This window comes from Arthrobacter sp. AK01 (assembly GCF_021109375.1).
In the GTDB taxonomy this organism is placed as follows: domain Bacteria; phylum Actinomycetota; class Actinomycetes; order Actinomycetales; family Micrococcaceae; genus Arthrobacter.
The window spans coordinates 20579-42942 of the sequence record NZ_JAJOHP010000024.1 but is presented as its reverse complement, the minus strand read 5'-3'; the positions used below and the strand labels follow the sequence as shown (position 1 = coordinate 42942).

The following is a 22364-nucleotide window of genomic DNA, read 5'->3' as shown; positions in this document are numbered from 1 at the left end:
TCTGGGATGGGCCGTAAGTGACCCCGCGTTGCTTTAAATGGTGAGCTCGCCCATGCGGTCCCAGCCGCTGCCTTCGAACTGGCGGCTGATGATGTGCGGCGTCTCCACCAAGGCCTGGGGCATGTCCGCCATGGCCTTCTTGAAGTGTTCGCTGTTGACGTGGGCCTCGGCAGCGTCATCCTGGAACGCTTCCACCAGGACGAACTCATTCGGGTTGTCCACGCTGCGGGACCAGTCGAACCACAGGTTGCCGGGCTCAGCGCGGGTCGCTTCGGTGAAATCGGCCACCAGGTCCAGCCACCGCCCGGACCAGTCAGGCTTGACGTTGAACTTGACCACGATAAAAATCACGGGCTGCTGCCTTTCGTTGCACTACAGAATCAGTCCAGCCTTTCACAGCCGCGGGTCCATTCGGAGTCGTGCGTCAGCCGGCAGGGCCGGTCCACCGGCTAGTCATGCAAAATGACCTGGTAAAGGTTGTGGTCCTGCCATTTCCCAGCGATGTGCAGGTACTTCGGCGCCATCCCGATCTTCCGGAAGCCCGCCTTCAACAGCACGCGCTGGGAGCCAACGTTATGCAGGAGAGTGCTCGCTTCCACCCGATGCAGACCCAGCTCGTCCCGGGATTTTTCCACGATCACTTTAACGGCGGCGGACGCCAAACCACGGCCCGCGTACTTGCCGTCAATCCAGTAACCCAGTCCTGCACTCTGGAAAGGACCGCGCACGATTCCTGCAAGGGTGAACCTGCCAATAACGGCATCGTCGGCAATCAACGCCAGGGGGAACCCCTCGCCTGCTTCATGGACGGCCAGGCGCTTGGCGATATCCGCCGCCTGCCACTCTTCGGTGAAGTACTCGTCGGAACGCACCGGCTCCCAGGCCGCAAGGTATTCACGGTTGCGTACATACGCGGCCGCGAGCGCTGGCGCGTCGCCCACACGGAGCAGGCGCATGCTGACGTCGTTACGGAGTTGGTGTGGCTCGAACATCAGCCAATGGTAAACGCCCGACGGCGGCCCGCACCGTAAGGTGAGGACCGCCGTCGACCGTTGTTTTTAGCTTGGCTGTACTACTTCGAGGTGCCTTGCGACACGGAGCCCTGCAGCTGGCGCTGGAAGATCACGTAGACGATCAGGACCGGAATGACGGTGACGCTGACCGCGGCGAACAGCGCGCCATAGTCCACTGCGTAACCCATCTGGCCGGCGAAGGCGGCGAGCTCCTGCGAGAGGACGCGTGGGCCGGCGGCGTTGATGGACACCGGAATCAGGAACTGGTTCCACAGGCCCAGGAAGTTGAAGATGGCAACCGAGGCAAGGCCCGGCTTGGCCATCGGCAGCATGACCTGGAAGAACGTCCGCCACTCCCCTGCGCCGTCAAGGGCCGCTGCTTCGGTAATTTCGTGAGGCAGCGACTTGAAGAAGGAGAACAGGAAGAACACCGTGAACGGAAGCGCGAAGCCCACGTACACCAGGATGAGTCCGGGCAAGGTGTTCAGCAGGCCCATGTTCTTCAGGACGAAGAACAACGGCACCATGGCCAGGAAGATCGGAAAGGTCAGGCCGGCGAGCATCAGGTAGTAGATGGCCCTGCTGCCCGGGAACGTATACCGGGCAAGGACGTAGGCACACATGGCACCGAGGACCATGACGATCACCAAGGCAACTGCAACAACGATCACCGAGTTCAGGAAAGCGCTGCCGATGCCGGCTTCGCTCCAGGCCTTGACGTAGTTATCCAGCTTCCACTCACCCGGCAAGGCGAACGGCGAGGCGAAGATCTCGCTGGACGTCTTGAAGGAGGACATGAACGTCCACAGCAGCGGAAGAATGACGATGAGCGTCCAAATGGTCAAAGCCGTGTGCGACACGGCTCCCACCACTTTGTCGCCCTTTGTGGTTGCCGGCGTCCGCGGTTGGAAGTGCAACGACTTCATTTCCGGAGTTGAGACTTTGGTTGTCATTACAGACTCACATCCTTGTCGCCGCCGGTGAGCCGGTTAACCACGAACACCAGGCCGGAGAAGATCAGTGTTGCAATGGCCAGGACAACGCCCATGGCACTTGCGAGCCCGAACTGACCCTTGCTGAAGGCGGTGAAGAACAGCTGCTGGGCCATGACCAGCGTTGAGTTGTCCGGACCACCGCCGGAGTTCAGTGCCGCCATGTAAACGAAAGCGTCCAGAGCCAGGATGCCCATGTAGATGTAGGCAGTCTGGATGTTGTCGCGGATCAAAGGGATGGTGATGGACACGGCGGTACGGAAGCGACCGGCGCCATCGATTCTGGCGGCCTCGAAAAGCTCGGCGGGAATGCCCTTGATGCCTGCAACAAACAGGACCATGTAGAAGCCGACAAAGCCCCAAACGATCACGAACATCGTGGCAATCATGGCGGTGTTCTTGTCACCGAGCCAGGCGAAGTCCTTGAACTGGTCAAAGCCCAGCCCCGTCAGGATGCCGTTGAGCAGGCCGCCGGAGGGATCGTAGATCTGGCCCCACATGATGCCGATGGCTACTGCCGGAATCGTGTACGGGAAGAACGACACAACACGGTAGAAGCTGGAATTGCGAAGTCCCTTGATCTGGCCTTTGCTGCTTCCGCCCACGGTCACCAACGAGGCAAGCACCAGGCTCAGGATGATGGTGATGATCGGGAGGAAGATGACCAGGAGGATGTTGTTCCCCATGGCCTTCATGAAAATGTCGTCGGTGAAGATCTTTACGTAGTTCTCGAGGCCGATGAAGTTCTGGTTCGGCGAGAAGCCCGACCAGTCCGTCAGCGAGTAACCAAAAGCTTGAACGAAGGGCCAAATCACGAACAACAGGTAGATCGCCAGCGGCAGTCCGAGGAAAACCGCGAAGAAGCTGACCTTGTCCCATGTCAACGGCTTCCGCCTCCGCTTTATCACTTGCGGGGCAGCCGTCGCCGGAACGACGGCGGCCAGGCCGTCGTCGTTCCGGCTCTGCTGAGTTTTCACTGAGGTCACTTCACTTCGATCTTCTTGACCGAGCTGTCGTTACGGACCTTGTCGGTGATGTTCTGCAGTGCGGAGGTCAAGGTTGCTACGTCCGACTTGCCGTCCAGGAAGCTGTTCCAGACAACCAGCTGGTCCTTGTTGGTGCCGTAGAGATCGATGAAGTTCCAGGTGAAGATGTCCTCGCCCGCGTCGCCCAGCAACTTGGTCTGCGAAACCAGGGCCGTGGAACCGAAGCCATCGGCCGGAACGGTGTCCTTGACGATGGTGGGAGCCAGCTTGGTCTTGGCGAAGTTGGTGGCAGCTTCCTTGGACAGCATGATGCGGAGCAATTCCTTGCCGCCAGCGGCACTCTTGCCCTGGGAGGGGACAATGAAAGGTTCGCCGGCGGCGCTGTGGAGAGCCGCATAAGGCTTCTTGGAGCTTGCACTCGCGGTGGGCACGGGTGCGCCCATCATGTTGAAGCCCGCCTTGGTCTGGTCCTTCATTTCGTTTTCGATCCACGAACCGGACGGGTAGAACACAGCTTCCTGGGCGTTGCTCCACTGCGCCTGCGCGGCGGTGAACTGCGTGCCCGAGCCACCTGGCTTGAAGAAGCCGGCCTTGACGATCTTGTCCAGAGCGGTAAAGACGGACTGGATGGCGGGGTGCGACCAGGAATCCGCCGTGAGGTTTTCCAACCCGAGGCGAACGTCGTCGCCGCCTTCCTTGATAGCGGAGGCGATCGCCATTTCCTGGTAGTACGTAGCGGCTTCCTTGCCCCAGACGAACAGGTACTTGCCCTTGGCCTTCGCCTGCTCGCCCAAGGCGTACATTTCGTCCCAGGTCTTGGGAACGGTCCAGCCGTTCTCCTTGAGGACGGAATCCGAGTACCACATTGCATAGACGGTCAGCACGTAGTTCAGGGCGGCCAGCTTGCCATCGAAAGTGCCTGGAGCCAGTACGCCGGTGTACAGGGTGTCCTTGATGACCTTGCCCTCGAGGTTCTTGGCCTCCACGAGCGGCGTGAGGTCCTCGAGCTGGGCCAGGATGGTGCTGAAGCCGATGGACTTGGCACCGGAGTTGTCAATCAGGTCCGGCGGGTTGCCACCCACGAAGCGCGGCTGGAGCTCCTGGGCGATGTCCGTGGACGGGGAAATCTTGGCGGTGGAACCCTCGTGGGTCTTCTCAAAGATCTTGCCGGCGAACTCGACGTAGTCGATGCCGTAGCCACCCTTGAAGATCACGGCGTCGATGGTGGCCTTCTCTGCCATACCGAACGGGTTGGTGTCGGAGACAGTGCCTGTGGGGCCGGTGGTGGTGGTACCGCCACCTGCGGCACATGAAGCAATGGTTCCCCCCATGGGCACGAGCACGGCTGCAGCGAGTGCTCCACGCAGGAATCCACGGCGACCGACGGACTGGTGCTGAACGTTCATTTCTAAACCCTCCAGTGACTCGTAGTGTCGACTGTTGCGGCGGGAAAGCCGTTCAGTCAGACAGTCTGGGTTGGCGCTCTGGCAGCACCAACCTTCTGTGACATAATTCACCACGAATGATCGAAAATCAATATTTCGCGGCAGTTTCGATCAACATTTGTCAAAGCGTGATCTTTCTACGGACCCTCCGCGAGGGCCTTTCCGCACTCTGTGATGGCTTCCCGGGCCAGGGTCTCTTGCCGCTCAGTTCCCCGTCTTTCCGCCCATTGTTCGGCTAATTGGAACTCCACCACGGCCTCCGTGAGCCGGTTTTTACCGCCGAGAAACATGCTGGGGCTAACGTGCAAAGCAATCATCCAGGCCTTGGTTCGATCATCATGGGCCGTAGAGGCATTTTCGACGCCAGTGGAGCGCATATGGAGTTGCGTCTTCTGATCCAGCATCAAACCGCTCCTGACCAGCGCTGAGGCTGAGGTCCTTAGGTATGCAGTATCAATCTAGTCCCATGTCAGCGCCGTGGGGAGTGTGTTCGCGCGCGTGTCAGCTGCCGCGCGGATTGGCGAGCCTGGCCCAGCCCAATTGCTCCTGCTGCTTGCGGCTCAGGGTGGCAACAACAAGGTCGTAGGAGTCCTCCACCATGTCCCTGACCATGTCATCGGAGAGGGCCCCATCCAGCCGGACACCGTTCCAGTGGGTCTTGTTCATGTGCCAGGCACCAGTGATTTCGGGGTTTGCGGCCCTGAGCTGTTCGGCCAACGCCGGCTCACACTTGAGGCTCACGGACCAGTTGTCCGGGTCCATCGAGGACAGGGCGAACATCTTTGCCTCGTGCCGGGTTCCACCCGCGACGGCGGCACGCACCTTGAACACGGATGTCTCGGGACCGAAGGGGAAGTCTTCAAAGGCGCCGGGAAAGCCCAGGCAGATTTCGCGGAGGCGGGAAACGTCCATGCAGCGAGCTTACGCAACGCCCAGGAAGTCCTCCAGCAACACTACTTCGAGCCCCGCAGCCAACTGGGCCGCGCGGAACGCAGCGAGGTCCGCCGCGAACTCGGCACGGAAATGCATGAGCACGATGTCGCCCGGGCGCAGCGAGTTACCCACCTGGTAGTCCATCTTTCCGGCGTTTGCCTTGGCTTCCCACGTGACGATCGCCTTCATGCCTGCGTCTGCCACAGCCTTGCGCATCACGTTGGAATAGGCGCCTCCCGGGGGACGGAAGAGCGTCGGTCTGCGGCCGTAGTGCTGGAACGCGTACTCCTGCATTCCCACCATGTCGTTCACCTGCTGCTGGTATCCCCACTGCCGCACCATGTTGATGTTGTGCGTTACCGTGTGGTTCTCGATCAGGCTGCCTTGGGCTTTGAACGCATTAAAGAAGGCAGGATTGTCGGCGATCGTGTCCCTGGTGAGGAAGAGCGATGCCGGGTAGTCGTACCCGGCCATGAGCTTGATCGATTCGGGCGTCTTGATGTTGCCGTCATCGATGGTCAGGAACACCACGGGATGTTGGGTCTCGATCTTGGTGATGACCGGAGCCAATCCGCCCACGATCGGCGGCAACTGGTAGTCCGGAATGAACGATTTCCGAAGGCGCTTGGTGGCCGTAGGAGTAGGCGTGGGAGTAACAGCCGGCGACGCTGAAGCGGCACCGGGCGTCAGCGCCGGCGTCGAACTTTCAGCGCTTTGAGTGTTGTCAGCGCCTTCCGCTGCTGTGCAAGCCGTCAAACCGGCAACCACGGAAGCGCCAAGGATGCTGAAGGCGGCCCGTCTGCTGGGAGTGGAAAATGGCACCGCAGAATGGCCGCCGAACATGGCTGTCCCCCAAGACTCAAGAAATGATTCAGCTGCAATCTAGCAGAGGAATCACAAGCCGTAGTGCCAGCCCTCGCGCGCCGGGCAGGAGTTCACCACGACATCCAATCCTGCGTCCCTGGCGCGCTGCGTGGCTTCGTCGTCGAACACGCCGAGCTGGAGCCATACTGCTTTGGCGCCGATGGCAATGGCTTGGTCGATCACTGCACCGACTCGTTGGGAGTTGACGAAGCAGTCCACAACGTCGATGGGGCGCCTCGCCTCTGGAATATCAGCCAGAGTCTTGTACCCCTTCTCCCCGTGCACGTCCTCGCCCTTGAGGTTGACCGGGATGATTTCCATGCCCATGGTGTCCCGGACATAGAGCGAAACGTCGTAAGCGGAGCGCCACTGGTTGGTACTGAGGCCCACGACGGCCCATGTGCCTTTTGTTCGCATCAACCGCTCGACGACGGCCGGATCGTTGACATGCATCATGAGCCAAGCCTACTCCCGCCCCTCCAGGAGCTGCTTTGCCGAATAATCTGCATCATTCGCCGCTCGACCCGGCTGAACAGCGAATATTACGCATGGAGTCTGCCCAATTTTGAGTCAAATGAACGATCGGCTTTAGTAAGGAACGACCATCCCAGCGAAACAATGGGCGACCATCCCTTGAATCGCACTGCGCCAATTCCAGGCATGGAGATTTCGCATGACTTCTGCCGTACCCAAAATTTCACACACCACTTCGGACGCGACGGCCTCTGAAGCAGGGCTGCTTGACGCGCTCGGCTCCCTTCACGGCTCATCGGGATGGTCCTCGACTGAGCCCGCGGACGGCGCAGTGCACGGCGCTGATTTCGGCGAGCGGGCGCGTCACAGCGGTTTTGATGAGGCCGGATCGGCCGTCGGCTTCTGGGAAGAGCAGGCACGCCGCCTGCATTGGGCGGCGCCGTGGCACACCGCGCACACTTGGACGCCAACAGACGTCGAAGCGGGCCGCGGCCCGGACATCAGATGGTTCGACGGCGGCAAACTGAACGTCGCGTACAACTGCGTGGACCGGCATGTGCTTGCCGGCAAGGGTGACAAGGTAGCCCTGTACTTCGAGGGCGAGCCGGGTGACCGCCGTGCCATCACCTATGCAGAGCTTCAACGCGAGGTGTCCAAGGCCGCCAACGCGCTCCTGGACCTTGGGATCACCAAGGGCGACCGCGTGGTCATCTACCTGCCGGTGATCCCCGAAACTGTGATCGTTACGCTTGCCGTGGCCCGCATCGGCGCCATCCACTCCTTGGTTTTCGGCGGTTTCTCGGCCGAGGCGCTCCGCTTCCGTGTGCAGGACACACAGGCGAAGCTCCTGGTTACTACGGACGGGCAGTTCCGGCGCGGAACGGCTGTGCCCGTGAAGGACAATGCCGATGCCGCCGTCGCCGGTGACAACGCCATCGAGCACGTACTGGTTATCAACCGGACCACTCCTGCCGGGGATCTGGCCAGCGTAAACATGAAGGAAGGCCGCGACGTCTGGTGGCACGATGTCGTGGACACCGCCTCCGACGTGCACGAGCCGAAGGCTTTCGACGCCGAGACTCCGCTGTTCATCATGTACACCTCCGGGACCACGGGTAAGCCGAAAGGCCTGGTTCACACCTCGGGCGGTTACCTCACGCAGGCCTCCTGGAGTTTCGAGTACCTCTTCAGCAACCCGGACCCGTCATTGCGGGAAAGCGACGTGCACTGGTGCACCGCTGACCTCGCGTGGGTCACGGCCCACACCTACGAGATCTACGGGCCGCTCTCCAACGGCGTCACCCAGGTGATTTTCGAGGGCACCCCCAACACCCCGCATCCGGGCCGGCACTTCGAGATCATCGAGCGTTACAAGGTCACCCAGTACTACACCGCGCCCACGCTGGTCCGCTCCCTCATGGGTTGGTTCCCCGACGGCGTGCCGGAGAGCTACGATTTCTCTTCCATCCGTGTATTGGGCACAGTGGGCGAGGCCGTGAACCCCGAAGCCTGGCGCTGGCTTCGCGGGAACATCGGCGGGGGCACTGCACCCATGGTGGACACGTGGTGGCAGTCCGAAACGGGCGCCACCATCATGTCTCCCTCACCAACGGACACCGAGTTCAAACCCGGTTGTGCCGCACGGCCGCTTCCAGGGGTCAGCACGCGGGTAGTGGACCAGGCCGGCACTCTTTCGGAGCCCGGCGTGCAGGGCTTCATCGTGGTGGACCGTCCCGGCCCCGCCATCGCACGGACCGTCTGGGGCAACCCGCGGCGGTACTTCGATTCCTACTGGAGCCAGTACGCGGAGCAGGGCTGGTTCCTTGCCGGCGACGGCGCCAAATACGACTCCGACGGCGACATCTGGATCCTTGGGCGCGTGGACGACACCCTCAACGTCTCAGGCCATTTGCTGTCCACCATCGAGATCGAGTCTGCGCTGGTTTCACACCCGGACGTGGTGGAGGCCGGGGTCTGTCCGGTGGCCGATCCCACCACCGGGCACGCCGTGGTCGCGTTCGTCGTCCTTCGCGGTGACGCCTGCAGTGACGCCTCCGGTGGGTCAGCTGCGGAAGTGACCAACAACCTGCGCAACCACGTTGCCAAGGAGATCGGCCCCATCGCCAAGCCGCGCGACGTCGTCGTGGTGGCTGACGTACCCAAAACCCGCAGCGGCAAGATCATGCGCCGTCTATTGACCCAGCTTTTTGAGGGGACCGCCCTGGGCGATACCACCTCACTCCAGAACGAACCGGCTATTGCCGGCATCCAGGACGTCCTGCGCGAGCGGGCCCTAGTAAAGGAAAATTCATGACCGAGATCAGCAACGTCGCCCGACTCTCCGAGCCGCTCAAGTTCGCCTACTGGGTTCCCAACGTCTCCGGCGGCCTGGTGGTGTCCACCATCGAGCAGCGCACCGGCTGGGACTTCGACTACAACAAGAAGCTTGCCCGGATCGCGGAGAACTCCGGCTTCGAATATGCCTTGACCCAGACCCGCTACGCCGCTTCCTACGGTGCGGATAAGCAGCACGAAGCGACGTCGTTCAGCCTGGCGCTCCTCGCGGCGACCGAGCGTCTCAAGGTCATCGCCGCCGTCCACCCGGGCATGTGGCACCCCGGCGTCCTGGCGAAATTCATCATCACCGCGGACCACATCTCCAATGGCCGTGCTGCCGTGAACATCGTCTCGGGCTGGCTCAAGAGCGAGTTCACCAACTTCGGCCTCGAATGGCTGGAACACGATGAGCGCTACGTCCGCACCGAGGAATTCATCAAGGTCCTCCGCGGCCTGTGGACCGAGCAGGGCTACAGCCAGGGCGGCAAGTACTACAACATCACCGACTTCACCCTGAACCCGGCGCCCGTCGACGTTCCCGGGCGTGCGCACCCGGAAATCTTCTTCGGCGGAAACTCGACGGCGGCACAGGCCACTGCGGGCCGCGTGGCGGACTGGTACTTCTCCAACGGCAAGGACCTGGAGGGCTTCAAGGAGAACATCGCCGGCGTGGTAGCCGCTTCCGGAGAGACTAAGCGCGGCACCGAGGGAGCGCTGTCCTTGCCGAAGTTTGGCCTCAACGGCTTCGTGATCGCCCGCGATTCCGAGAAGGAAGCACGCGACACCCTCCGTGAGATCGTGGAAAAGGCTCACAAGCCGGCAGTCCAGGGTTTCCGGGACGCCGTGCAGGAAGCCGGCGCCTCCACCAAGGACGGCAAGGGCATGTGGGCGGACTCCACGTTTGAGGACCTGGTCCAGTACAACGACGGTTTCAAGACCCAACTGATCGGCACCCCGGAACAGATTGCCGAGCGGATCGTGGAGTACAAGAAGATCGGCGTGAACCTGTTCCTCACCGGGTACCTGCACTTCCAGGAAGAGATCGCTGCGTTCGGCCAGGACGTCCTGCCGATCGTCCGTGAACTCGAAGCAGACCTTGCCCGCAAGAACGGCACCGAGCTGGACCTCTCCTCCACACCCGTCGCCGATTCGGTGGCAGTCTGATGGCTGACCGTACCTTCGGATTCCGCACCCGTGCCCTCCATGCCGGCGGCACTCCCGACGCCGAGCACGGCGCCCGCGCGGTGCCGATCTACCAGACCACGTCCTTCGTCTTCAAGGACACCAACGATGCCGCGAACCTCTTCGCCCTGCAGAAGTACGGCAACATCTACTCGCGCATCGGCAACCCAACTGTCGCGGCTTTCGAGGAGCGTATCGCGTCCCTTGAGGGCGGGATCGGGGCGGTAGCTACGGCGTCGGGCATGGCTGCCGAGTTCATCACCTTCGCCGCGCTGACGCAGTCCGGCGACCACATCGTCGCGGCGTCCCAGCTGTACGGCGGCACTGTCACGCAGCTGGACGTGTCCCTTCGCCGCTTTGGCGTGGGCACCACCTTCGTGCCCGGAACGGATCCGGCCGATTACGCCGCAGCCATTCAGGAGAACACCAAGGCGCTCTTCGTCGAGGTCGTTGCGAACCCGTCGTCGGAAGTGCAGGATCTTGCCGGGCTGGCCAAGGTAGCGCACGACGCCGGTATCCCCTTGGTGGTCGACGCCACCTTGAGCACGCCTTACCTCGTGCGGCCGTTCGAGCACGGTGCGGACATCGTGATCCACTCGGCCACCAAGTTCATCGGCGGCCACGGCACCACCCTGGGCGGTGTGATCGTGGAAAGCGGCCGGTTCAATTGGGGCAACGGCAAGTTCCCCATGATGACCGAACCTGTCCCGTCCTACGGCAATGTCTCCTGGTGGGGCAACTTTGGCGAATACGGCTTCCTCACCAAGCTGCGTTGCGAGCACCTTCGCGACATCGGCCCGGCGCTCTCACCCCTTTCCGCGTTCCAGCTGCTGCAGGGTGTTGAAACGCTCCCCCAGCGCCTGGATGAGCACCTGAAGAACGCCCAGGCCGTGGCCGAATGGCTCGATGCCGATCCCCGCGTGGCGTACGTGAACTACTCAGGTTTGCCATCCCACCCGCACTTCGATCGCGCACGGAAGTACCTGCCCAAGGGGCCGGGTTCCGTTTTCTCGTTCGGTGTTGCCGGGGGTCGTGCAGCTGGCCGGAAGTTTATCGAGTCGCTGCAGATCGCGTCCCATCTGGCCAACGTGGGCGACGCCCGCACCTTGGTCATCCACCCCGGTTCCACCACCCACCAGCAGCTCAGCGCCGAACAGCTTGAGTCGGCCGGCGTGCCGGAGGACCTGGTCCGGATCTCCGTTGGCTTGGAAGACCTTGAGGACATCCTCTGGGACCTGGACCAGGCGCTGATGGCGGCCCAGACGGTTGCATCTGATGAAGAACCAGGTGAAGCCTGCGCGGTGGCAATCCCGGCGGCAGGCACTCAAACCGTAGGAGCGAAAGCATGAGCACCGCTGAACGTACCTGGGAGGGCCCATCTGCTCCTGAGCGCCTGGCACTCCTCCGGCAGGCGAAGTCCATCGCGATCGTCGGTGCCTCGGACAAGCCGTCCCGTGCCAGCTACTTCGTGGCCACGTACCTGCAGTCGTCCACCCGTTACAAGGTGTATTTCGTCAACCCTGTGGTCAAGGAAATCCTGGGCCAGCCAACGTACGCGTCGCTGGCCGACCTTCCCGAGTCACCGGATATCGTGGACGTCTTCCGCAAGAACGACGACCTTCCGGGGGTCTTGGACGAAGCCGTCGCGGTTGGCGCCAAGACGCTGTGGCTGCAGCTCGGTTCGTGGCATGAAGAGGTTGCCCGCGACGCCGAATCTGCGGGCCTCAACGTGGTGATGGACCGCTGCGTGAAGATCGAGCACGCCCGCTTCCACGGTGGCCTCCATCTGGCTGGCTTCGATACCGGGGTTATCTCTTCGAAGCGCCAGGTTCTGGCGTAGCCAGCCCCCAAACACGACTAGCGGTGACCGCGTTTCAGCCACTGCTTCCACTTGTCCATCGCAGTCTGGAACTGCTCTTCTGCGCGCTTGTCGGACAACGACGGAAGCTGCGGGCCTTGTTTGCTGCCCTGGGCCCCGGGCTTGTCTGACTGCCCCGCACCGGGTTTTGATGCTTCAGGCCAGACTGCTTCCTGGCCCCGCGGCTTGACCTGACTCGGCTTCGCCTGCGCGTTGTGGGCCGGGTTTGGCTTGGACCCGTTCGGGACGGCGGGGGTGGGTACGGTGGCTTCCGGGACAGCGACCGCTGCCGGCGGCTGTGCCACGTCCGCGGTCGGCGCCTTTGCCGGCGTTGGTGCCTGGGTTTGTGCCGGGGCGGGATCTTCGACAGGCGTGGCCTGGGTGGGCACTGGGCCTGCGACGGGAATCGACGGCACTTCCGCGGCCGGTGGAACAGCAGCCGGATCTGCGGCAGGAGCCGCTTCCGTGCTGACACGTGGCGCATCGGGCGCAGGGAGTACCGGCGCGGCGACTGCCGGCTGGGGCTGGAAATTCCCGATGAGTTCATCAATGAAAGACGGGTTCCGAGTGAAGCCCGAACTGGCCGCGGCAACACCGCTCACACCAAGGCCCATCGCAGCAACCACGGCAATGCTGACCACAGCGGTCCGATGCTTGTGCCGCCAACGACGCTTGGACAGTTCATCGTGCGGTCCGGCGATCATGGCAGCGAGCTCCGCGCTGGGGGCAGGAGCCGACAGATTGGCAAAGGTACCCAGCGAAAGCAGCGTATTCCGGACGTCCGAGGCGTCGGCGAGATCGGCGTCGAGCAACAACTCGTCAACCATCGCTTCGCGGTCTGTATCCCTGTATGTCATGGCGACACGTATTCCTTTACTGCCGAATGCTCACGGAGCGTAATAAGAGCCCGGCGCTGCAACTGCTTTACTGCGCCGGCGGTTTTCCCCATGATGTCGGCTACCTGTTCAACCGTCAGGCCGGCCACGATGCGGAGGTTCAGGACCTCACGTTGGTCGTCGCCCAGGTAATCCAGGAGTGCTGCCACCTCATTCGGCGCCAGCCTGGTCAAAGCTTCGGCCTCCGCAGAGCTCGATTCGCGCGTATCCCGCTCGGGCTCGAACTCGTGGTGTATCGGAGCCCGGCTTTGCTTCCGGTGCTCATCCACCATGCGTGCATGGGCCACCGAGAAGATGAATGTCCGCAGGCCGTTAACACCGCCGCTGAGGTCATCCAGCCGCGGCAAGACCGCGAGGAACACATCCTGCGTACTTGCTTCAGGATCGGGCACGCCTTTGGCCGTCAGGTAGCCGAGAACCTGGCCCGCGTAGGACTGGTAGACGGCACTGAACAGTTCCGCGTTATTGCCCTTGAGCGCATGAAGCGCTTCGTCGGTCAATGCGTCGGTCACAGTTATGGGACTTTCGATCGGCGGCAGGTCCGTGGCTTTGTAGCCAGGTCACCCGCCTTTGCACGACGGAGGACTTCACCAAGGGTATCTGCTCTGCCGGGCCATCCTCACGGAGGACCCGCTTGTCCGAGGAAAATCTGATCAGGCAAATTGATCCGGACAAGGAAGAGCCGAGCTGGAACATGATGGGGGACAAATTCCAGCTCGGCCCTTTCACAGACGTAATCGTCCACGTACGCCAAAGGGTTACGCCGGGTACGAATCTTTTTTGAAAACTTTTCAGGGCACGTCAGGACGCACCGATATGGGCGTCCTGCGGGCACGTTTGAACGGCGGTGATTACGTTCTGGAGGGCCGGTGCCCGGGCAGGGGCGGCGCTTGCGAGCGGTAGCTGTGTCCGGTGGGCGTGCGTATTTCCAGGGTGTGTCTTTCCCCGGGCCTGGTGTTGGCGCTCCAGCCGGGGTTTTCTTTGGTGTGGTTGCAGGCTTCGCAGAGTCCGGCACCGTTGGCCAGTGTGGTGGTGCCTCCGGCGTGCCAGGGCACGATGTGGTCGATGTGCCTGATGGGCGCGTCGCAGTAGGGTGTGCGGCAGGTGTCATCGCGGGTTTCGATGAAGCGTCTGAGCCGCGGTGGAAAGAGTCTGGCTTTGGAATCCATGGTCAGGAGATCTCCTGTGGCCGGTGCAGTGTAGAGCCGGCGGACCCAGACGTGGAGCTCGGGATCCCGCGGAGGACCGGAGTCGCTGCCAGCCGAGGGATCCTGGACGACTGGAATCTCCCTGCCTGCACCGCCTGCACCGACCAGTTTCCGGGCCCACCCTGCTGGGACGATTCCGTAGCCCTTCACGCGTGCGGGTTCGGCATCGCCCTGGAAGAGGGTTCGGTCGGTCATGACGAGGTCCAGGTTGATCCCTGAGATCCCGCACGGCGTACCGGTGATGCGCTCGACGAGGGTGTCGGCCATGACCTGGCCCCGGTTCCGGGGATCACCGGCCGAGCGGGCAGAATCAGCCCGACGCGTGAGCGTGGCATAGACCGCGACCCCTTGCGCGACCGGCAGCAACGCGGTCAGGTACGTCATGGTGTCCGGCGCCGGACGCAGACTCACGGTCCGCTCGGTGACGGCGTGGCTGGCACGCTTCACCACCGACCGCGGATCGCGCCGGTACGCGGCCGCTTTCGCTGCGGCAATGATCGCTTGATCTCCAGCGCCGTCGAAAGTTCCGGTGTCGGGGGCGAGTTCTTCATCCACCGCGCACCTGTCCTCCACAGACAGGCACGCCGTTTCCTTCACCAGCAGCGTGGCACGCCACTCGTTCAACTGGCCCGTGTTCAGCGCGGCCAAGGTTCGTGGCATCTCCATGACCAGGGCTTTGGCCATCCCCAACAGCCGGGAGCCGCGATTCGGGGACTCCCGCCTAGCCAGCGCCACTTGGGCACCCACACCCTTACCCCGTTCGGACACGGGTACACCGGCCTCGGCCTGCTCTTGCCGTTGGGTCAGATCCAACGCCACGGCAATTCTTGCCTGCAAAGCAACGATCGCCGACTTCATGTCTTCCAGAGCGCGCAATTGATTGATCAGATCACCGCTGACGGTGCCGGACTCAACAGCACTTGGCTGCAGGGAGGAACTGGACTGCCTGGATGAGCCGGACTCCACAGTACCGAGCCGGATACGGCTTGGACGAACGGAATCGTCACCGACAGGAACCAGCGCAGGAATGGGCGCGCCCAACGCCACCACACCCGCTCGCCTGTCCCGAATCTGCTCCATGTCCATACTCTTGCAGGAGGCACCGACAAAATAAGGAGCACCCCCGGGAACGTTGCCCGGCGGCTGGCAGTGCCGGCCCGCCCGGGCCCTGCAGACGTCAGTCCGGCGCGTCCGTGGGAGCCTCGTAGCCCTCGGGAATCGCTGGCACTGCAGCATCGAGGGCCCCGGTGTAGACCCGCGCCGATGCCATGCTGCCACCTTCACCGCTCAGTTTCACGTGCAACCTTTTTGCGGTGACAACGGGCAGCTGGTGGATGCGTCGGTTACCGACCGTCTTTCCCTCAACAAGCTTTGAATCATCTCCGGAAACAACGTGGTGCGTGATCCGCTGCCCCGAACTCAGGTCCTCCACGAGCTCAAGGTGATTGAAGGTGACCGCAGCCGGGAAGCTCAAGGTCGCTCCGCCGTCGTGATGTTCCACGGTTGCCTCAACCGCGCCGGAGAGCCGACGGTCCAACTCGGCCTTCCACTCCCGGAGCCGTTGCGCGTCCTCGTCGGGAATCAATCCGCGGGTGTCCGGCGGCAGGTTCAGCAGAAGGTTGGCTCCCATACCCACAGACTGGTAGTAGATCGCGAGCAGGTGCCCGGTGGATTTTACTTCGTCGTCCGGGTGCCAGAACCAGCCACGACGGATGGAAACGTCGCATTCGGGCGGCAAGTAGTGCGCAGTTCCGAGCCCCGAGCTGGAGTCCGTGTATTGGGTATCGGACGTGCGGTCCACCACGTAGTTCACGGGATCCAACGCCAGGCCGTTCTCGTTGCCCACCCAGCGGATGGTCGGCTGGCCCATGTTGAAAATCATGGCCTCAGGCTGGTGTTCCTTAACTACCGCAATGATCCTGTCCCAGTCGTACTCCCGGCCCACCGAGCCCGCGCCGTCGAACCACAGCTCCATGAGCGGACCATAGCCCGTGCACAGTTCCGTGAGCTGCTGGAGGTAGAAGTCGTCATAGGCTGCGGAATCGCTGTAGCAGTCGGCGTTCCGGTCCCAGGGTGACAGGTAGAGGCCCAGTCCTATCCCCTGTTCCGCGCAGGCCTGGGCGACGTCGCGAACCACGTCGCCCTTGCCACCGCGCCACGGCGAGGAAGCGACGGAGTAGTCAGTGGTGGTCGTCGGCCAGAGACAGAAGCCATCATGGTGCTTGGCAGTGAGGACCAAGTACCTGGCACCCGCTTCCTTGGCCACGCGAACCCAACTTCCGGCGTCGAGCTCTGAGGGGTTGAAGGTGGAGGCCGGGATGGTGCCGTCGCTCCATTCCTTACCGGCGAAGGTGTTGATGCCGAAGTGGATGAACGCGCCGAATTCCAACTGTTGCCACCGGAGTTGGGCGGGGGTGGGCATCACCTGAGTCACCGAGAAGCTTCCTGTCCGTGGATCAACCACTGTGCCGTGCGAATGATGGTTTGGTCGCCTTGTTCAGTTCGCAGTCCTGCGATGTCGGACCGTGTGACGGCAGCGCCTTCGAAGAGGCTCACTATCGTGGCGGCAACGTCCCTTGTTTCGGGCTCGGTAAGGTCCGGCCTGCCACGCCGGACCACGCCTTGCACACGCGCCGAGTACTGTGAATAGAACGCCCTCACGGCACCGGCCGCTGACTCGTCGGAGGCAGCCATGGCCCAGATTTCCAGGTGCATCCTGACGTCCGCCAGGCCCGAATGCTCCTGGAGCAGCGCCGTGAGCAGGCGGTGGGAATCGTTCTGGGAAAGTTGGCCGGAAGACTCGGCACCGAGCTCAAATCCGGCCGTTTCCTCAAGCCTCCGCAGCGAGCGCTCGAGTGTCCGTTCAAGGACGGAACGGATGAGGTCGGCCCGGGTTGGGAAGTAGTGCTGCAGGTGCCCTATCCGCACACCTGCAGCGGCGGCGAAGTCCCGCATTGCTGCGTTTGCGTTCCCCTTGGTGACCAGCACTTCCTCCGCAGCGTCAAGGAGCGCCGCCTTCCGCAGGGCGCCCTTGCTTTCGGTCATGACCTCAATATTGTCACACCCCACGATTCCAGTTTCGCGAGCTGCGAGGCCGGTTCCAGCACTGATTCAGGGAACAAGACTCCTGCCTGTGCCCCGGCGCCAAGCACCGTGTGGAGTCCCAACAAACCACCCAACGCGGTCAGGTGCGCCTGTCCCTGGGGATCCGAAATGACGGCAGTTCTGGTGCCGCCCGGCCCCTCCACATCCACACGAAGGTGCGCGGTTCCGCCCGATCCCGGCGAGTACAAAAGGGACCGCCGGAGCGGTTCCCACCGTTCTCCGCTCCCCCAGCGGAACAGCCCTATCGTCCTCGCGGCGAGCAACGCCGTCGTGGAGGTGTTGGAACTGAAGCCAATCCTCGTGGCCACCGAGCCGGCGCCGATAGTCAGCGGCAAGGTGAACTGCTCAGGGGTGTCCAGGCGGGCGACTTTGGTGCGGTGGCCGGCAATGTCCACCCAGCGGGTGTCACTGAGGGGACGTACGACGGCGGCCTTACCGCCTTTGCGTACTTCAAAGTCCAGTCCCAGCCGGTCGATAAAGTCGACAGAGTCGGCGCCGGCTTGGTCGTTGGTGTCATAGCGGATGGCGACGTCGATCTGGTCAGCGCCTCCCACTTCCTCAGCCAATGCCGCTGCCACGATGTTGGTAATTCCTCCCATCCAGCCCGAGCTCAACAGCACGGGAGCTTCCGGCTGCATGAGGGTTGCCAGGGTCAGGGCCCGGGTGACACGGCTGGTCCAGCGGGTGACGTCAACATATGGAATCCCGGCCTGGACTGCCGCGCGGAGCACCCTGTCGTCGGGGTCGTTGACCGTGCTGATGACGGCCCTGACGTTGGCTTTGAAGGGTTCCGGCTGGTTGAGGTCCCACCGACGGACGGCAACTCTTTCGCTGGCGAGGCTGCTTCCCCGGTCTGGATTCCTCCCGGTCAGAAGTAGGGGCCACTCCTTCGCGGCGAGTTGGGTGAGGGCAGTTCCGACTGTGCCGTAGCCGCCTGCGATCAGCACAGGGCCGGAGGGATCGAGTTCAAGGAGATCGTTCATAAACTTGATTCTAGGTCATTTGACCTAAAATTGCCTGATGCGTTCACCTTCGTGCCGACGGCGCGTAGGCTGCGGGTATCTACCTGAGGACGCAAAGGAGAGACCATGACCCTTCCTCCAACTCACGAGCCCGAGCCATTCCCACCGGATCCCGGACCCGTGGCGCCACCACCGGACCCCACCACGCCGTTTCCGCCCAGTCCCATTCCAAGCCCCAACCCAACACCTGGCCCGTCACCGGCGCCCGATCCTGGGCCGGTTCCGCCGCACCCGAACCCAGATCCCACCTACTGATCTCCTTTGAGAGTCAAGGGCCGGGGGGGGGGGGGGGGGGGGGGGGGGGGGGGGGCCCCCCCCCCCGGGGGGGCGGCAGGCCGCGCGGGGGGCGCGGGGGGGGGGGGGGGGGGGGGCCCCCCCCCCCCCCCCCCCGTCGCGGATTTCAGACCGTCAGGCGATGGCCCGCTTGATGAGTTCGACGATCTTCGTTTCGACCTCCGGAGTAATCTCCTTGAGGGCAAACGAGGTGGGCCACATGGCGCCGTCGTCGAGCTTGGCGTTTTCTTCGAAGCCGAGCGTGGCGTACCGTGCCTTGAACTTGTGTGAGCTCTGGAAGAAGACGATGTTCTTCCCGTCCCTGGCGTAGGCCGGCATCCCGTACCAGGTCTTGGGCGTCAGTTCCGGCGCGTGTTCCTTGACGATTGCATGGAGCCGTTCGGCCATGACCTTGTCAGACTCAGGCATTTCGGCGATCTTTGCCATCACGTCGGCTTCACCGTCTGCCTTGGACGCCTTCTTGCGCGGAGCCTTCTTCAGCTCCTGAGCGCGCTCCTTCATTGCGGCGCGCTCTTCCTCCGTAAAGCCGTCGTAGGACTTGGTCTTGTTGGTCGTTCCGGTCTCAGCCATGGCAGGCCCCTCTTCTCTGCTGGATATCTTGCGGATATCCCAAAGCTACGGTGCCGGCAGGCTGGATGCTTCTCCGAAACTGCTCAGTTGGGGCTGTGGTGGGTCTCGGGCTACAAAGTCATCGGCACCTTCCTGTCAACAAACGGCGGTCAGGGCGTCGTCGTAAATCGCCAGTGCCTGGCGCACTTCTTCGGGGGTCACGACGGCGGGAGGCACCACGTGCACGCGGTTGTCGGCGATGAAGGGCAACAGTCCGCGGTTGAGCAGTTCCGCTTTGAGCTTGCCCATGAACCCTGCAGTAACGGGCGTGCGGGTTTCGCGGTCTTCGACGAGTTCGAGGGCCCAGAACACGCCGCGTCCGCGCACTTCACCGATGACACCGTGCTTGGCAGCGAGGACCTTCAGGCCGGGCTCCAAGTGGTCGGCGCCGATGCGTGCGGCGTTCCCGATGATGTTCTCTTCTTCGAACGCCTCAATCGAGGCCACGATGGAGGCAGCGGCAAGTGGGTGGCCGGAGTAGGTGAGGCCTCCGGGGAAGACCCTTTCGTCGAAGGTGGCCGAGATTTCTTCGGAGATGATGACGCCGCCCACCGGCACGTAGCCCGAGTTGACTCCTTTGGCGAAGGTGATGAGATCGGGCTTGACGTTGAAGGCGTCCAGGGCGAACCAGTCGCCGGTGCGGCCGAAGCCGGCCATGACCTCGTCCAGGATCAGGACGATTCCGTGCTGATCGCAGAGTGCGCGGACGCCTTCCAGGTAGCCGGGCGGCGGGAGCAGGATGCCGGCGGTGCCGGGAACGGTTTCGAGGAGCACAGCGGCCACTGATTGCGGCCCTTCGAGTTCGATGGTGCGGCGCAGGTGCTGCAGGGCGCGCTCCGCTTCCTGTTCCGGGGTTTCGGCCCAGAACTCGGAGCGATAAAGGTACGGCCCAAAGACGTGGACGTGTCCGCGGGAGTATTCGTTGGGGATGCGGCGCCAGTCACCGGTGGCCACGATGGCTGCACCGGTGTTGCCGTGGTACGAGCGGTAACGGGAGATGACTTTGTCCCGCCCGGTGTGCAGGCGGGCCATGCGGATGGCGTTCTCGTTGGCGTCAGCGCCGCCGTTGGTGAAGAACACCTTGTCCATATTCGACGGCGCGTGGGACAGGACCTTCCGGGCTGCCAGGGCGCGGGTGTGGTTGGCATGCGAGGGTGCAACCGTGGTGAGGGTGTCCAGCTGCTGTTTGATGGCCTCGATCAGGCGCGGGTGCTGGTGGCCGATGTTGGTGTTGACCAGCTGGCTGGAGAAGTCCAGGTACGTCCTGCCTTCGTGGTCCCAGACCGTGCTGCCGGAACCACCGGCGATAGCCAGGGGCTTCAAGGACTTCTGTGCTGACCACGAGTGGAAGACATTGGCCGTGTCCAAGGCAGCAACCTCGGCATTTGACGTGGAAACTGCCAGGGCGGTCCGGGTGGGAGACATTGGAGGGTCCTCTCGAAAGGGCGGGGGCTTCCCTTTCATCATGAGCTTTTGGGAGGAGATGTATCTCTCGACATTTGTATAGTTAGCGGGGTGTGGAACTACGTTTTTCCAAGGAGCGCTTGAGCATGCCGCCAACTATCAACACGATCCTCCACAAGGGCTCGCTGAACCTGAGGCTGGTGACCCCGGAGGCCGCAGATCCCGCGGCGGATGCTTCGGTGTCCTGGGTCCATAGTTCGGACCTTGACGACCCCACCCCGTTCCTCGACGCCGGGCAACTGCTCCTGACGGATGGAACGCAATTTCCTGTCGGCGATGCCCCTGGTTCCCTTTACAGCGATTACGTGGAGCGGTTGGTCAAACACGGGATCAGCGGCCTCGGTTTTGCCACTCAAGTGATCCACGGTGCACTGCCGGCAGGGCTGGTTGAGGCATGCCGGACCCAAGGGTTGCCCTTGCTCGAGGTCCCCGACAGGACTCCCTTCATCGCTGTCATACGGTTCGTTGCGGACTGGTTGGCGAGGGAACAGAACGCGCGGTCTGAGTGGTCGCTCCAAGCCCAACGGGCCATCGCGCGGGCCGCCCTTCGTCCCGACGGACTGCGATCCATATTGGCCGAACTCGAACGGCAACTGCATGGCTGGGTAGCCCTGTTCGACGCCGCAGGAAACCACATCCTGATGCCCAACAACCGTCCCGTGCCCTCTGCCCTGATGCCTGGAGTGGAAGAAGCCGTGCGGAAATCCCTCGACCAAGGATCGCGTTCTGTGTCGCAACTGACGGTCGACGGCGAGCAGATCACCCTGCAGACGCTGGGCCGCAGGCACCATTTGCGCGGAGTCTTGGTCCTGGGCGCCATCGAACCCCTGGACCCGGCCCGCACGGACATCATCAACAGCGTGATTGCTTTGGCAAGCCTTGCACTGGAGCAGACGCGAAACCTGGATACGGCACGCCGCCACCTGCGTGCAGGCGTTTTCGAGCAATTGCTGGCGGGAAGCACGGATGTTGCTGAGCGCACGGCCCGGCAGGTCTGGGGCCGGCTGCCTGCGAACCCCTTGGTGGTGACCTTGGCGCAGCCTCCCGGGCAGGGACAGAACCTCTTGGAAGCGCTGGAGTTGTTGTCGGACGACCACCGCGGTGCCGTCTTCTACGCCCAGCGGAACGAGAACATCGTGGTGCTGGCCGGGCCAGCCCTCCAGCAAAAGGTCACTGTCCTCCTGGAAAGGTACGGCGCAACCGCGGGCTCTTCCGGGGAAACGGACTTCGGCCACCTCGACAAGGCATTGAAGGAAGCCGGGCGATCATTGCAACGGGCGTTGGAACTCTCCCGCCCGCTGGTGGCCTTCGATGAGATTTCGCAAGGCGGGATGCTGGGCCTGCTGCACCGGGAAGAGGCTGGGTCAGTTGCTCGGCGCCTGATTGAGCCGTTGGCCAAGCATGATGAATCGGAGCAGACCCAACTGTTGCCGACGGTCACTGCGTGGCTGGCGAACAACTGCGTCTGGGACCGGACGGCACGGCAGTTGGGGGTTCACCGGCACACTCTCAGGAACCGCATCGATGCTGCGGGCACCGTCCTGGGACTCAACCTCGACAGCCTGCGCGACAGGCTGGAACTGTTCGCCGCCGTCGAGTTCTTGGAAGAGCGTTAGCCCAAAACGGGCGAAAGGTGGAAGAGCGTTAGCCCAAAACGGGCGAAAGGTGAGAGGGCGTCCATC

General features: G+C 62.8%; 22 protein-coding genes. 5 read left to right on the top strand and 17 right to left on the bottom strand.

Annotation, left to right across the window (positions count from 1 at the left end):
* Positions 1-33: 33 nt before the first annotated feature.
* From LN996_RS10490 to LN996_RS10450, 9 genes are all read right to left on the bottom strand, one after another.
* Positions 34-351: a putative quinol monooxygenase gene (locus tag LN996_RS10490; RefSeq protein WP_231340329.1), complete on the bottom strand. Its 318-nt coding sequence runs from the start codon at positions 349-351 to the stop codon at positions 34-36.
* A gap of 98 nt (positions 352-449) precedes the next feature.
* Positions 450-992, bottom strand: a complete 543-nt coding sequence (locus LN996_RS10485) for a GNAT family N-acetyltransferase (protein WP_231340328.1) — start codon at positions 990-992, stop codon at positions 450-452.
* Positions 993-1072: 80 nt separating this feature from the next.
* Positions 1073-1966 (bottom strand): carbohydrate ABC transporter permease, encoded by an 894-nt coding sequence (locus LN996_RS10480; protein WP_231340327.1) that lies wholly within the window; start codon positions 1964-1966, stop codon positions 1073-1075.
* Entirely contained in the window at positions 1966-2982 is a 1017-nt protein-coding gene (locus LN996_RS10475; protein ID WP_231340326.1) for a carbohydrate ABC transporter permease, read from the bottom strand. The genes LN996_RS10480 and LN996_RS10475 overlap by 1 nt, the downstream gene beginning before the upstream one ends.
* A gap of 5 nt (positions 2983-2987) precedes the next feature.
* The gene (gene ngcE, locus LN996_RS10470; protein ID WP_231340325.1) at positions 2988-4397 is read right to left on the bottom strand and encodes an N-acetylglucosamine/diacetylchitobiose ABC transporter substrate-binding protein; all 1410 of its coding nucleotides are present in this window, start codon (positions 4395-4397) and stop codon (positions 2988-2990) included.
* Positions 4398-4573: 176 nt separating this feature from the next.
* Entirely contained in the window at positions 4574-4840 is a 267-nt protein-coding gene (locus tag LN996_RS10465; RefSeq protein ID WP_231340324.1) for a hypothetical protein, read from the bottom strand.
* A gap of 97 nt (positions 4841-4937) precedes the next feature.
* Positions 4938-5348, bottom strand: a complete 411-nt coding sequence (locus LN996_RS10460) for an MmcQ/YjbR family DNA-binding protein (protein WP_159705716.1) — start codon at positions 5346-5348, stop codon at positions 4938-4940.
* A gap of 9 nt (positions 5349-5357) precedes the next feature.
* Positions 5358-6191: a polysaccharide deacetylase family protein gene (locus LN996_RS10455; RefSeq protein ID WP_231340323.1), complete on the bottom strand. Its 834-nt coding sequence runs from the start codon at positions 6189-6191 to the stop codon at positions 5358-5360.
* A 72-nt stretch (positions 6192-6263) separates the two neighbouring features.
* Positions 6264-6689: a CoA-binding protein gene (locus tag LN996_RS10450; RefSeq protein WP_231340322.1), complete on the bottom strand. Its 426-nt coding sequence runs from the start codon at positions 6687-6689 to the stop codon at positions 6264-6266.
* Positions 6690-6906: 217 nt separating this feature from the next.
* Between LN996_RS10450 and acs the strand changes: the two genes are divergently transcribed.
* Genes acs through LN996_RS10430 form a run of 4 tightly spaced genes read left to right on the top strand, consistent with a single transcriptional unit; the run spans position 6907 to position 12066 of the window.
* Complete coding sequence (gene acs / locus LN996_RS10445; RefSeq protein WP_231340321.1) at positions 6907-9021, top strand: acetate--CoA ligase; 2115 nt, start codon at positions 6907-6909, stop codon at positions 9019-9021.
* Positions 9018-10208 (top strand): dimethylsulfone monooxygenase SfnG, encoded by a 1191-nt coding sequence (gene sfnG, locus LN996_RS10440; protein ID WP_231340320.1) that lies wholly within the window; start codon positions 9018-9020, stop codon positions 10206-10208. Before acs ends, sfnG begins: the two co-directional genes overlap by 4 nt.
* Entirely contained in the window at positions 10208-11575 is a 1368-nt protein-coding gene (locus LN996_RS10435; protein WP_231340319.1) for an O-acetylhomoserine aminocarboxypropyltransferase/cysteine synthase family protein, read from the top strand. The genes sfnG and LN996_RS10435 overlap by 1 nt, the downstream gene beginning before the upstream one ends.
* Positions 11572-12066 carry a CoA-binding protein gene (locus LN996_RS10430; RefSeq protein ID WP_231340318.1) on the top strand — a complete coding sequence of 165 codons (495 nt, stop codon included), beginning with the start codon at positions 11572-11574 and terminating at the stop codon, positions 12064-12066. Before LN996_RS10435 ends, LN996_RS10430 begins: the two co-directional genes overlap by 4 nt.
* 17 nt (positions 12067-12083) lie before the next feature.
* Here the strand turns inward: LN996_RS10430 and LN996_RS10425 are convergent, their stop codons facing one another.
* The 8 genes from LN996_RS10425 to LN996_RS10385 all read right to left on the bottom strand — a co-directional run bounded on the left by LN996_RS10425 (position 12084) and on the right by LN996_RS10385 (position 20643).
* Positions 12084-12941 (bottom strand): hypothetical protein, encoded by an 858-nt coding sequence (locus LN996_RS10425; protein ID WP_231340317.1) that lies wholly within the window; start codon positions 12939-12941, stop codon positions 12084-12086.
* Positions 12938-13492: an RNA polymerase sigma factor gene (locus LN996_RS10420; RefSeq protein ID WP_231340316.1), complete on the bottom strand. Its 555-nt coding sequence runs from the start codon at positions 13490-13492 to the stop codon at positions 12938-12940. The genes LN996_RS10425 and LN996_RS10420 overlap by 4 nt, the downstream gene beginning before the upstream one ends.
* 339 nt (positions 13493-13831) lie before the next feature.
* Positions 13832-15274, bottom strand: coding sequence for an HNH endonuclease (locus LN996_RS10415; protein ID WP_374202218.1), 1443 nt, complete (start codon positions 15272-15274; stop codon positions 13832-13834).
* A gap of 91 nt (positions 15275-15365) precedes the next feature.
* On the bottom strand, positions 15366-16622 hold the full coding sequence (locus LN996_RS10410; RefSeq protein WP_231340314.1) for an alpha-L-fucosidase: 1257 nt from the start codon (positions 16620-16622) through the stop codon (positions 15366-15368).
* Positions 16619-17233, bottom strand: a complete 615-nt coding sequence (locus LN996_RS10405) for a TetR/AcrR family transcriptional regulator (RefSeq protein ID WP_231340313.1) — start codon at positions 17231-17233, stop codon at positions 16619-16621. Before LN996_RS10405 ends, LN996_RS10410 begins: the two co-directional genes overlap by 4 nt.
* On the bottom strand, positions 17230-18276 hold the full coding sequence (locus LN996_RS10400) for a saccharopine dehydrogenase (protein ID WP_231340312.1): 1047 nt from the start codon (positions 18274-18276) through the stop codon (positions 17230-17232). The genes LN996_RS10405 and LN996_RS10400 overlap by 4 nt, the downstream gene beginning before the upstream one ends.
* Positions 18277-18723: 447 nt before the next feature.
* Complete coding sequence (locus LN996_RS10390; protein WP_231340311.1) at positions 18724-19179, bottom strand: iron chaperone; 456 nt, start codon at positions 19177-19179, stop codon at positions 18724-18726.
* A gap of 135 nt (positions 19180-19314) precedes the next feature.
* A complete protein-coding gene (locus LN996_RS10385; RefSeq protein WP_231340310.1) occupies positions 19315-20643 on the bottom strand; it encodes an aspartate aminotransferase family protein in 1329 nt (442 codons plus the stop codon).
* Between the two features lie 125 nt (positions 20644-20768).
* Here LN996_RS10385 and LN996_RS10380 point away from each other — a divergent pair, with 125 nt between their 5' ends.
* The gene (locus LN996_RS10380) at positions 20769-22298 is read left to right on the top strand and encodes a PucR family transcriptional regulator (RefSeq protein WP_231340309.1); all 1530 of its coding nucleotides are present in this window, start codon (positions 20769-20771) and stop codon (positions 22296-22298) included.
* The last annotated feature ends 66 nt before the right edge of the window (positions 22299-22364 follow it).